Annotated in this window: 10 protein-coding genes and 2 pseudogenes; 11 read left to right on the forward strand and 1 reads right to left on the reverse strand. The window is 72.5% G+C overall.

Features of this window, described 5'->3' with window-relative positions; genetic code table 11:
- The 3 genes and pseudogenes from RIF89_RS05860 to RIF89_RS05870 all read left to right on the forward strand — a co-directional run.
- Window positions 1-285, forward strand: a pseudogene (locus RIF89_RS05860) (polyphosphate kinase 2 family protein); the annotation flags it as partial.
- Between the two features lie 27 nt (window positions 286-312).
- Window positions 313-1,440, forward strand: a complete 1,128-nt coding sequence (locus RIF89_RS05865) for a glycerate kinase (protein ID WP_309068204.1) — start codon at window positions 313-315, stop codon at window positions 1,438-1,440.
- The gene (locus RIF89_RS05870) at window positions 1,431-2,672 is read left to right on the forward strand and encodes an FAD-binding protein (RefSeq protein WP_309068205.1); all 1,242 of its coding nucleotides are present in this window, start codon (window positions 1,431-1,433) and stop codon (window positions 2,670-2,672) included. The genes RIF89_RS05865 and RIF89_RS05870 overlap by 10 nt, the downstream gene beginning before the upstream one ends.
- Window positions 2,673-2,797: 125 nt before the next feature.
- On the opposite strand, the gene RIF89_RS05875 is transcribed toward RIF89_RS05870, so the two are convergent.
- A complete protein-coding gene (locus RIF89_RS05875) occupies window positions 2,798-4,057 on the reverse strand; it encodes a chorismate-binding protein (protein ID WP_309068206.1) in 1,260 nt (419 codons plus the stop codon).
- Between the two features lie 105 nt (window positions 4,058-4,162).
- Between RIF89_RS05875 and RIF89_RS05880 the strand changes: the two genes are divergently transcribed.
- The 8 genes and pseudogenes from RIF89_RS05880 to RIF89_RS05915 form a co-directional block, all read left to right on the forward strand.
- Window positions 4,163-4,705 (forward strand): DUF402 domain-containing protein, encoded by a 543-nt coding sequence (locus tag RIF89_RS05880; protein ID WP_309068207.1) that lies wholly within the window; start codon window positions 4,163-4,165, stop codon window positions 4,703-4,705.
- Window positions 4,702-5,493 carry a demethylmenaquinone methyltransferase gene (locus RIF89_RS05885; protein WP_309068208.1) on the forward strand — a complete coding sequence of 264 codons (792 nt, stop codon included), beginning with the start codon at window positions 4,702-4,704 and terminating at the stop codon, window positions 5,491-5,493. The genes RIF89_RS05880 and RIF89_RS05885 overlap by 4 nt, the downstream gene beginning before the upstream one ends.
- A complete protein-coding gene (locus tag RIF89_RS05890) occupies window positions 5,490-6,548 on the forward strand; it encodes a polyprenyl synthetase family protein (protein ID WP_309068209.1) in 1,059 nt (352 codons plus the stop codon). Before RIF89_RS05885 ends, RIF89_RS05890 begins: the two co-directional genes overlap by 4 nt.
- Window positions 6,549-6,611: 63 nt before the next feature.
- On the forward strand, window positions 6,612-7,982 hold the full coding sequence (locus tag RIF89_RS05895) for an FAD-dependent oxidoreductase (RefSeq protein ID WP_309068210.1): 1,371 nt from the start codon (window positions 6,612-6,614) through the stop codon (window positions 7,980-7,982).
- 195 nt (window positions 7,983-8,177) lie between these two features.
- A complete protein-coding gene (locus tag RIF89_RS05900) occupies window positions 8,178-9,710 on the forward strand; it encodes a sugar ABC transporter ATP-binding protein (RefSeq protein ID WP_309068211.1) in 1,533 nt (510 codons plus the stop codon).
- Window positions 9,707-10,702, forward strand: a complete 996-nt coding sequence (locus tag RIF89_RS05905) for an ABC transporter permease (RefSeq protein WP_309068212.1) — start codon at window positions 9,707-9,709, stop codon at window positions 10,700-10,702. The genes RIF89_RS05900 and RIF89_RS05905 overlap by 4 nt, the downstream gene beginning before the upstream one ends.
- On the forward strand, window positions 10,699-11,748 hold the full coding sequence (locus tag RIF89_RS05910) for an ABC transporter permease (protein WP_309068213.1): 1,050 nt from the start codon (window positions 10,699-10,701) through the stop codon (window positions 11,746-11,748). The genes RIF89_RS05905 and RIF89_RS05910 overlap by 4 nt, the downstream gene beginning before the upstream one ends.
- A gap of 39 nt (window positions 11,749-11,787) precedes the next feature.
- A pseudogene (locus tag RIF89_RS05915) lies at window positions 11,788-12,101 on the forward strand (rhamnose ABC transporter substrate-binding protein); the annotation flags it as partial.

The following is a 12,101-nucleotide window of genomic DNA, read 5'->3' on the forward strand; positions in this document are numbered from 1 at the left end:
CTCATGGAGCGGCTCGAGCGCCCCGACAAGCACTGGAAGTACAACCCCGGTGACGTCGACGAGCGCGCCCACTGGCCCGCGTACATGGACGCGTACCAGACCGCCATCGCGCGCACCTCCACCGACGACGCACCCTGGTACGTCGTCCCGGCGAACCGCAAGTGGTACGCCCGGCTGGCCGTGCAGGAGCTGCTGCTCGAGACCCTCGAGGCGATCGACCCGCAGTGGCCCGCGGCCGAGTTCGACGTCGAGCACGAGAAGCAGCGACTCCGCGCGACGCTGTGAGGTGCGGGCCCGGCCTAGGCTGAGCGGGTGAGCACCCGCGTCGTCATCGCGCCCGACAGCTTCAAGGGCAGCTGCCCCGCCGCTGACGCGGCGCGGGCGCTGGCGGACGGCTGGCGCAGCGCGCGGCCGGGGGACGACGTCATCCTGCGGCCCATGGCGGACGGCGGCGAGGGCACGATCGACGCCTTCGCCACCGCGGTCCCGGACGCGCGGCGCATGCCGGTGCGCGTGACGGGTCCCGCGGCGATGCCCGTCGACGCCGTCTGGCTGCTGCTGCCGCCCAGCGATGACGCGCCGGGCGGCACGGGCGTGGTCGAGCTCGCCTCGACGTCGGGCATCGAGCTGCTGAGCGCCGGTCTGCGCGGGCGCGATGCGTCCACCCTCGGCTTCGGGCAGGCGATCCGCGCCGCGCTCGATCACGGCGTCTCGCGGCTGATCCTCGGGATCGGCTCGAGCGCCTCCACGGACGGCGGCATCGGCGCTCTCACGGCCCTGGGCGCGCGCTTCACCGACCCATACGACCTGTCGATCCCGCCCGGTGCGGCCGGCTTGGACGAACTCGCGAAGGCCGATCTCACGCGGCTGCGCCCCGCGCCCGACGGCGGCGTGCTCGTGCTCACCGATGTGACGAACCCGCTCACGGGTCCGCGGGGCGCCGCGGCCGTGTTCGGTCCGCAGAAGGGCCTGGGCGCCGAGGAGATCGCGCGTGCCGACGCGGGGCTCGCCAGGCTCGCGACGCTGCTCGACGCGGACCCGGAGACGCCCGGCGCGGGAGCCGCGGGCGGCACGGGCTTCGGCCTGCGCGCCTGGGGCGCTCGCCTCGCCGGCGGCGCGGCCGAGATCGCCGAGCTCACCGGCCTCGCCGGCGCGATCGACGGGGCGGACGTCGTCATCACGGGCGAGGGCTCGTTCGACGGGCAGTCGGAGGCGGGCAAGACGCCGTCCTTCGTCGCCGGGCTGGCGCGCGCGGCGGGAGCGCGGGTCGTGGTCGTCGCGGGCAGGATCGCCGACGACGTCGACACGGACGGCATCCATGCCGTGTCGCTGACGGAGCTCGCCGGCTCCGGCGACGCGGCGATGACGGGCGCGCGGCACTGGCTGCACGAGGCGGGCGAACGGATCGCTCGCGAGGGGAAGGACGATCGATGGAGCTGACGAACTGGGCGGGCAACGTCCGCTTCCGCGCGAGCCGGATCGCGACGCCCGCGACGGTCGACGACGTCCGCGACATCCTGTCGCAGCCCGGCCAGGTGCGGGCGCTCGGCACGGGGCACTCCTTCAGCCTGATCGCCGACACCGACGCCACGCTGGTGTCCACCGCCGGCCTCGCCGCGCCGCCTGTGATCGATGCGGACGCGCGGACGGTCACCGTCGGCGCGGGCACGCGCTACGGCCACCTGGCGCGCGCACTCGAGGAGCAGGGCTGGGCCCTGTCGAACCTCGCGTCCCTGCCGCACATCTCCATCGGCGGCGCGATCGCGACCGGCACGCACGGGTCCGGCGACGGCGTCGGCACGCTGTCGTCCACGGTCGCGGCGCTCGAGCTCGTGACCCCGGCGGGGGAGGTGCTCACCCTGCGCCGCGGGGACGCGATGTTCGACGGCGCGGTCGTGTCTCTCGGCGCGCTCGGCATCGTCACCCGCGTGGCGCTCGACATCGAGCCGTCCTTCCCGGTGCGCCAGCGCCTGTACGAGCGGCTGCCGCTCGAGACCGCGCTCGCGCACTTCGACGCGCTCATGGGCGCCGCCTACAGCGTGAGCCTCTTCCTGCGGTGGACGGATCCGGACGTCGTCGACCAGGTGTGGACGAAGTCGCGCGCGGAGGAGGCGCCGACCATCCCGGGGGATCCCGCGCCCGCGACCGCGCCGCTGCACATGCTCGCAGGGGTCTCGCCAGACGCGTGCACGCCGCAGCTCGGCGAGCCCGGCCGCTGGCTCGACCGGCTGCCGCACTTCCGCCTCAGCCACACGCCCTCCAGCGGCGCCGAGCTGCAGTCCGAGCACCTCGTGCCGCGTCGTCACGCGGTCGCGGCCATCCGCGCGCTGCGCGAGCTCGCCGACGAGATCGCCCCGCTGATCCAGGTCACGGAGATCCGCTCCATGCGCGCCGACACGCTCTGGCTGAGCCCCGCGTACGAGACGGACGCCGTGGGGCTGCACTTCACGTGGCTGCCCGACCAGCCGGCGGTCGAGGCGGTCGTGGCGAAGATCGAGGCCGCGCTGGCCGCGTTCGACGCCCGACCGCACTGGGGCAAGCTCGCCACGATGACGGCCGCGGGCCGCGCCGCGGTGTGGCCGCGTCTGGCGGACTTCGCCGCGCTCACGCGCGAGCTCGACCCCGAGGGGCGGATGCGCAACCCGTACCTGGGCTTCCTCGACGAGATCTGACCGGGCGACGACCGCCGTCAGCCGCCGGGGATCGGCGGAGCGGAGGATCGACCCCGCCGTTCGTCGAGCGGAGGCGAGGGGCGAGCCGGAGCCGGGTCGCCCGAACGCTGCCGAGGCCTCACGCCCTACGCGAGGGCGTCCACGATGGGGCGGAACTTGACGCGGGTCTCGAGCAGCTCGGCCTCCGGCATGCTGCCCGCCACGATGCCGCCGCCCGCATGCGCGGTGACGGTGCGGGTGTCCGGCTGCTCGTCCGGCCCGCCGAACTGCGCGCAGCGCAGGGCGATCGCCCACTCGCCGTCGCCGTTGCCGTCGATCCAGCCGACCGGGCCGGCGTAGCGGCCGCGATCGAACGGCTCGAGGCGGCGAATCGCGGCCATCGCCGCATCGCGCGGCGTGCCGGCCACCGCGGCTGTCGGGTGCAGGGCGCGCACCATGTCGAGCGCGGTCGCGCCGTTGGACAGCGTGCCCTCGACATCCGTCGCCAGGTGCCACAGATTCGGCAGCTTGAGGGTGAACGGCTGCTCGGCCGCCGCGAGCGCGGACGTGTGCGGCCGCAGCGCGTCGACGACCGACCGCACGGCGTACTCGTGCTCGTCGACGTCCTTCGGGTTCGCCGCGAGCTCGGCGATGATCGCGGTGTCCTCGTCGGCGTCCGCGCCGCGCGGCCGTGTGCCCGCGAGCACGCGCGCCGTGACCTCGCGGCGCCGCACCGTGACGAGCGTCTCGGGGCTGGCGCCGATGATCCCGTCGATCGCGAACACCCACGTGTCCGGGTAGCCGGTCGCGAGCGCCCTCACGAGACGGCGCAGGTCGGCGCCCGCCGGCACCGTGCCGGCGATATCCCGCGCGATCACGACCTTCTGCACCTCGCCGGACTCGATCGCCGCGAGCGCCGCGCGCACCGCGTCGCCGTGGGCGACCGGATCCATCCGTCCCGGACCGACCGTCGCCGACCAGTGCGGGCCGTACTCGACGGGGCCGATCGCCGTCTCGGTGTCGTCGTCCGCGCGCCGGATGCGCGTCATCCACGCGCGACCGCCCCGCCGCCCGATCACGACGCTCGGCACCACGAGCGTGCTCGGCAGCGCGGAGTCGTCGTCGAAGGCGAACGCGCCGAACGCCACGAGACCCGTGCCCGCCACGCCGAACTCGTCGCTCACCTCGGCGGCTGCTGCGACGCGCGTCCAGTCCGCCGCGATCCGCGCGAGGCGGTCGACACCGTCGGTGCGGATCTCCAGCGCCCGGCCGTATCCCACGATGCCGTCGCCGCGTCTCAGCCACGCGACGGGATCGGCAGCCGCGCTGAACGGCAGCAGATCCTCGACCGGATCGACCTCCCTGGTCTCCGCGATCAGACGCGGAACGGGTGGGGAATCGGGCACGCGTCAAGTCTAGATCCGCGGGCCGCGGCTCCCTTCGGCAGTCGCTCGACGTCGAGCGGTCGAGGGGTGCACCCGGCCCCGCCGCGCGGGCCTAGGCTCGAGACCATGCCCCGTCCCGCTCCCGGTGCCCCGCTCGCCTTCCGCTGGCGCAAGTGGGACGGGTCGCCGCACTGGGAGCACGAGTGCGTCTACCTCGGCGCGGATCAGTGGGGCGACTGGGTCGGTCAGCGGGCCGGATCGCACAGCTTCCGACCCGGACGGGAGATCACGACCACCGCGCCGAGTGTGATGATGCTGCCGTCCGGCCGTCAGGACTACGTGCTCACAGTGAACGGCGACCCCGAGCTGACCCGCGTGTACATCGACATCGCGTGGGCCGTGCAGTGGCCGGAGGGCGGGCTCCCGACCGCGATCGACATGGACCTCGACGTGGTGCGCCGTCTCGACGAGCGCGGCGTCTACATCGACGACGAGGACGAGTGGGAGGAGCACCGCGTGCGCTACGGCTACCCCGCCCGCGTGATCGAGGCGCTCGAAGCCACGGCCCACGATCTGGAGCGGCGCGTGCGCACGTTCGAGCCGCCGTTCGACGACGCCACGGCCGACCGCTGGCTCGGCATGCTCGCCGAACTAGACTCGGAGTCGTGAGCTCACCCTCCGGACGCCCAGGACACAACCGCGCCGACCTCGGCAAGGATCCGGCGCGCGTCAGCGGCATGTTCGACCAGGTCGCCGCCAAGTACGACGTCACCAACACCGTGCTGAGCGTGGGCAACGACCGCCTGTGGCGCGCGGCGACGACCCGGGCGGTCGCTCCGCGGCCGGGCGAGCGCGTCCTGGACCTCGCGGCGGGCACCGGCGCCTCCTCGATCTCGCTCGCGCGCGGCGGCGCGCAGGTCGTCGCGGCCGATTTCTCGCCCGGCATGATCGCCGAGGGCCGCCGACGGCACGGGAACGCGCGCAACCTCGCGTTCGTCGAGGCCGATGCGACCGCGCTGCCCTTCGGCGACGCCGAGTTCGACGCCGTCACGATGTCGTTCGGCCTGCGCAACGTGAAGCAGCCTCAGCGCGCGCTCGCCGAGCTGCTGCGCGTGACGAAGCCCGGCGGGCGCCTCGTGATCTGCGAGTTCTCGCACCCGCCGCGGCCCGCGGTCCGCGGCCTGTACCGCTTCTACAACGACCGCGTCCTGCCCCGCCTCGCGCGCGCCGTGAGCTCGAACACCGAGGCGTACGACTACCTGAACGAGTCGATCAAGGACTGGCCCGATCAGGCCACGCTGTCGGCCTGGATCCGGGACGCCGGCTGGACGGACGTCGCGTACCGCGACCTGAGCTTCGGCATCGTCGCCCTGCACCGCGCCCGCAAGCCCAGGTCCTTCGACGCCGAACCGGAGGGCCGCCGCGGCGCGGGGCCCGCCGGTAGGCTGGAGTCGTGACACCCCGACCGGCGACGGGCTCCGCCATCGCGAGCCGATTCGGCCTGAGCGACCGCGTCTTCGCCGGGCCGGGATCGAGGCGTCTCGTCGGCGCGATCGAGGAGGGCCTCGAGATCGTCGAGGCGCGCCTCGCCGAGGAGCTGCACTCCACCGACGCGCTCGTCGACTCCACGGCCCGCTACCTGTACGAGGCGGGTGGCAAGCGCGTGCGGCCCATGCTCACGATGCTGGCCGCGCAGCTCGGCGAGGGGGCGAACCCGAGCGTCGTCGACGCCGCGACCGCTCTCGAGCTCACGCACCTCGGGTCGCTGTACCACGACGACGTGATGGACGGAGCGGACCGCCGACGCGGCGTCGCGAGCGCGCATCGCGTGTGGGGCAACAGCGTCGCGATCCTCACGGGCGACCTGCTGTTCTCACGGGCCAGCCAGCTCATGTCGCGCCTGGGCAACCGGGCGATGTCGCTGCAGGCCGACACGTTCGAGCGGCTCGTGCTGGGGCAGATGCACGAGACCGTCGGTGTGCAGCCCGGCGAGGACCCGATCCAGTTCTACATCCAGGTGCTCGCGGACAAGACCGGATCGCTCATCGCCGCATCCGTGCAGGCCGGGGCGATCTTCTCGGACGCACACGAGAGCACGCACGAGCCCCTGCGTCGCTACGGCGAGAAGGTCGGCGTGGCGTTCCAGCTGCTCGACGACGTGATCGACCTGTCGGCCGATCCCGCCGAGACCGGCAAGGTTCCGGGCACCGACCTGCGTGCGGGCGTGCCGACGATGCCGTACCTGCTGCTGGCGCAGTCGGACGCCCCCGCGGACCGTGCCCTGACCGCGCGCATCGATGGCGGTGTCGCGCGCATCGGCGCGGGGGAGGATCCGGCGATCCTCGACGAGCCGCTCGCCGATCTGCGCGACCACCCCGCGACCGCCCGCACGCGGGAGCTCGCGCTGACCTGGACCCGCGAGGCCGTCGCCGCGCTCGAGCCGCTGCCGCGCGGCGGCGTCCGGGAGGCACTCGTCCGCTTCGCCGAGTCGCTGGTCGACCGCAGCAGCTAGGGCGCCGGGCGACCGCTCAGGTGCGGCGCGAAAGACTGGGCGCACATCCACGAAAGGCAATCAATGACCAAGCTGAGGCTGGCCATCGTCGGCGCAGGACCCGCCGGCATCTACGCCGCGGACATCCTGCTCAAGACCGAGCGCAAGTTCGACGTCTCCATCGACCTGTTCGAGCACCTGCCCGCCCCGTACGGCCTCGTGCGCTACGGCGTCGCTCCCGACCACCCGCGCATCAAGGGCGTCATCGGCGCGCTGCGCGAGGTCCTCGACCGCGGTGACATCCGACTGTTCGGGAACGTGCGCTTCGGCGAGGACATCACGCTCGACGACCTCAAGCGCCACTACAACGCCGTGATCTTCGCAACCGGTGCGGTGCGCGACGCCGATCTGGACATCCCCGGCATCGACGCCGAGGGGTCGTTCGGCGCCGCCGACTTCGTGAGCTGGTTCGACGGCCACCCCGACGTGCCGCGCACGTGGCCGCTCACCGCGGCCTCGGTCGGCGTGATCGGCAACGGCAACGTCGCGCTCGACATCTCTCGCATCCTCGCCAAGCATGCGATCGACCTGCTGCCCACCGAGGTGCCGCAGAACGTCTACGAGATCCTCGAGGCCTCGCCGGTCACCGACGTGCACGTGTTCGGTCGCCGCGGCCCCGCCCAGGTGAAGTTCACGCCTCTGGAGCTGCGCGAGCTCGGCGAGCTGCGCGACGTCGACATGGTCGTGTACGACGAGGACTTCGACTACGACGAGGCGTCGAAGGCCGCGATCGAGACCAACAAGCAGGTCAAGGTCATCGACCGCGTGCTGCAGTCGTGGCGTCAGCGCGACTCCGCGAACAACGCCGGCGGCACCGCGTCGCGCCGTCTGCACCTGCACTTCTGGGCGCGGCCCGTCGAGGTCAAGACCGACGACGAGGGGCGCGTCGCGGCCCTGATCTACGAGCGCACGCGACCCGACGGCCAGGGCGGCGTCGCCGGCACCGGCGAGCTGCGCGAGGTGCCGATGGGCCAGCTGTACCGTGCGGTGGGCTACTTCGGCTCGCCGCTGCCCGGCGTCCCCTTCGACGAGAAGCACGGCGTCATCCCGAACCACGAGGGTCAGGTGCTCTCGCACGACTCGAACGAGCGCATCCCCGGCATGTACGCCACCGGCTGGATCAAGCGCGGTCCGGTCGGCCTCATCGGACACACGAAGTCGGACGCGATGGAGACCGTCCAGCACCTCGTGACCGACCAGGGCTCCTGGTGGCAGCCCTCCGATCCGTCGGAGGAGGCGATCCCCGCCCTGCTCGCCGAGCGCGGCGTGGCGTGGACCGATCTCGACGGCTGGCACCGTCTCGACGCGCACGAGGTCGAGCTGGGCGCGCCGGACGGCCGCGCGCGCGTCAAGGTCGTCCCGCGCGAGGAGATGGTGCGCATCTCCCGCGACTGAGCACGGCGTCGCTCCACGAGGCCCGGTCCCGAAAGGGATCGGGCCTCGTCGCGTCCGGCATCCATTCCTCGAGGAAGCGCTTTCACGCCCCGCTGGCAGCCGATCGCTTTGACGAAGGCCGGAAACTGTGCGCTAGCATCCCGTTGAACCGTTTCAAATCGGTTCAGGAACCTCGAGGAAGAGAGTCCCCGCGACATGGATGCCGCCCGACACGATCCGCCCGCCGGCGCGCCGCTGCTGCGCCTCGCGGACGTGACGAAGACGTTCGGCGCGGTCGTCGCGCTGCGCTCCGGCAGTCTCGCGCTGCACCGGGGATCGATCCACGCGCTCATCGGCGAGAACGGTGCGGGCAAGTCCACGCTCGTCAAGATCATCGCGGGTCTGTATCAGCGCGACTCGGGGGACTTCGAGCTCGCGGGCGAGCCGGTCGACTTCGCCGGCACGGCGCAGTCGAAGGCCGCCGGCATCGCCGTGATCTACCAGGAGCCCACGCTGTTCCCCGACCTGTCGGTCGCCGAGAACATCTTCATGGGCCGTCAGCTCACGAACCGGATCGGCGGCATCGACAGGCGCGCCATGCGCGCAGAGGCGCTGCGCATCTTCGAGCGCCTGGGCGTCGGCATCAATCCTGATCGCGTCACGGACGGCCTGTCGATCGCCGACCAGCAGATCATCGAGATCGCCAAGGCGATCTCGCTCGACGCCCGCGTGCTCATCATGGACGAGCCCACCGCCGCGCTCAGCGGGGTCGAGGTCGAGCGCCTGTTCGCCGTCGCGCGCAGCCTGCGCGACGAGGGACGCGCGCTGCTGTTCATCTCGCACCGCTTCGACGAGGTGTTCGCGCTGTGCGACACCGTGACCGTCATGCGCGACGGGGCCTACGTCGCCACGACGCCGATCGCCGACACCACGGTCGACGACCTCGTGCGCCAGATGGTGGGGCGCGACGTGACCGAGCTGTTCCCGAAGCTGCCCGCACAGATCGGCGAGGTCGTCCTCGAGGTCGACGGCCTCACGCGCGCCGGCGTCTTCCGCGACGTCTCCTTCTCGCTGCGGGCCGGGGAGATCCTGGGGCTGGCGGGGCTCGTCGGCGCGGGACGCAGCGAGGTCGCGCGCGCCGTGTTCGGCGTGGACCGGTACGAGTCCGGATCGGTGCGGCTCCACGGCCGCCCGCTGCCGAAGGGCGACGCGCGCACGGCGACGGCGCGCGGACTGGCGCTCGTGCCCGAGGACCGCCGCCGCCAGGGCCTCGTGCTGGACCAGAGCGTCTCACGCAACGTGTCGCTCGCGATCCGCGGACGGCTCGCCCGCTGGGGCCTGATCTGGGACGGCCGCGAGACCGCCGCGTCGCGCGAGTGGGCGAGCCGGCTCGAGGTGAAGACCTCCGCGCTGGACACCGAGGCCGGCACGCTATCGGGCGGCAATCAGCAGAAGGTCGTGCTGGGCAAGTGGCTCGCCACGGATCCGAAGGTGCTGATCATCGACGAGCCCACACGCGGCATCGACGTGGGCACGAAGGCGGAGGTGCACCGCCTGCTGTCCCAGCTCGCCCAGCAGGGGATGGCGATCCTCATGATCTCCTCCGAGCTCCCGGAGGTGCTCGGGATGGCCGACCGCGTGCTGGTCATGCGCGAGGGGCGGATCACGGGCGAGTTCGACCGCGAGGATGCAAGTCCGGAGAACGTGATGCGCGCGGCGACCGCCGAGGCGACGGAGGGCGTGCGATGAGCGGCGTACTGGGGCGCATCCTGACGGCGCGCGAGACGGGCATCGTGCTCGCGCTGCTGATCGTGATCGCGGTGGCGACCGCCGCGAACCGCTCGTTCGTGTTCTCGGGCGACGGCTGGCGCGACCTGCTGCTCACGCCGTCGCTGCTGCTGCTCGTGGCGGTCGGGCAGGCGGTCGTCATCATCACGCGCAACGTCGATCTCTCGGTCGGCTCGGTCGTCGGCCTCACGGCTTATCTCACGGGCCGCCTCTTCATCGACCTGCCGGGTCTGTCGCCGATCCTGGTGTTCGCCGCAGGCCTGGGCCTGGGCGCGCTGCTCGGCCTCGTGAACGGCGCGCTCGTCGCGTTCGCGAAGGTCCCCGCGCTCGTCATCACGCTCGGCACGATGTACGTCTACCGCGGCATCAACGTCGCGTGGACCGGAAGCGACCGGATCAACGCGTCGGATCTGCCGCGCGGCTTCCGCGAGCTCGGCACGGGCGGGCTGATCGCCATCCCGTACCTCACGATCATCGCGGTGCTCGTCCTCGCCGCCGCCGGCTGGTACCTCGCCTCCCGGCGATCGGGACGCGAGCTGTACGCGATCGGATCCGACCCCGCGGCCGCGCACCTGTACGGCCTGCCGGTGACCAGGCGGATCCTCGTCGCATTCGTGGTGTCGGGCGCGCTGTCCGGCTTCGCGGGCGTGCTGTTCGCCGCCCGCTACGGCACGGTCGCCTCCAACGCCGGCTATGGCTGGGAGCTGCAGGCCATCGGCGCCGCCGTGATCGGCGGCGTCGCGATCGCGGGCGGCGTCGGCACCGTGTGGGGCGCGGCGATCGGGGCGTTCCTGCTGCTCACGATCAACCGCGCGCTTCCCATCATCGGCATCGACGACTTCTGGCAGCAGGCCGTGGTCGGCGCGCTCATCATCGGCGCGATCGTGCTCGACCGCGTGCTCGCCGTACGACGCCACCGACGACTCGTCGCCCAGCGAGAGGACCAGCGATGACCGTCACCAGTGACCCCACCACGGTCGTGACCACCCGGACGCCCGCGCACGCGCATCCGCTCTGGCGCCGCTGGCTGCTCACACGCGAGGCGGCGATCGTCGGGCTGCTCGTGCTCGTCGTGGCCGTCGCCCTCGCGACCGTGCGCAACTTCGACAGCCCCCTGACGCTCACGTACCTGCTGCGCGACACGGCCCCGATCCTGCTGATCGCGCTGCCGATGACGCTCATCATCGTGACCGAGGAGATCGACCTGTCGGTCGCGAGCATCCTGGGCCTGTCGAGTGTGCTGACGGGCGTGCTGACGGCCGCCGGCACGCCGTTCCCGGTCGCGGCGATCGTCGCGATCCTCGCGGGCGCGCTGTGCGGCGTGGTCAACGGCTTCCTCGTCACGGTGGTGGGACTGCCGTCGCTCGCCGTGACGATCGGCACGCTCGCGCTGTTCCGCGGCATCGCCGTGGGACTGCTCGGCACGACGGCCATCACGGAGTTCCCCGAGTTCTGGACGGATCTCGCGAAGGCGCTGATCCCCGGCACGCCCATCCCGGTGATCATGATCCCCTTCGCGCTGCTGGCGATCGCGTTCGCGGTGCTGCTGCACTTCACGCCGTTCGGCCGTGCGCTGTACGCGATCGGACTGAGCAAGGAGACCGCGCACTTCTCCGGCATCGACGTCGCACGCACGAAGTTCACGCTGTTCGTGCTGAGCGGTGCGGTGTCCGGCTTCGCGGGCGTCTACTTCACGCTGCTGTACAGCAACGCGCGCGGCGACAACGCCACGGGCCTCGAGCTGCAGGTGATCGCGGCGGTGCTGCTCGGCGGCGTGTCGATCTTCGGCGGCCGCGGTGCGCTGCACGGTGTCATCGCGGGCGTGCTGCTGATCGGCACGCTCGGCAGCGCGCTGCGCCTGGCCGGCGTCAGCGGCGAGGTCATCAACATCATCACGGGCGTGCTGCTCATCCTGTCCGTCGTCTCGGCATCCGTGCTCGCCTGGGCGCGCGGCCGGCGCATCGCAGCGATCGGGCGGCGACGCCTGCGACGCACGTAGTCCCTCACCACCCCGCAATCACGAAGGAAGGCAACAACGATGTTCACGTTCCGCAAGTCCCGCGCCCTGCTGGGTGCCGCGGCGCTCACGATCGGCGTCGCGCTGGTCGCCACCGGATGCTCCGGCGGCGGCACCACGGGAGCCACCGAGGGCGGAGGAGGCGGCGCCGAAGGCGAAGCCGTCACCGTCACGTTCCTGCCCAAGAACCTCGGCAACCCGTACTTCGACACCTCCAGCAAGGGCGGCACGGCCGCCGTGGAGGAGTTCGGCGGCACGTTCGACGAGGTCGGCCCGACCGAGGCCAGCCCCACCTCGCAGGTGCAGTACATCCAGACCGCCGCGCAGCAGGGCGT

This window comes from Microbacterium sp. (genome assembly GCF_031178525.1).
GTDB lineage: Bacteria > Actinomycetota > Actinomycetes > Actinomycetales > Microbacteriaceae > Microbacterium.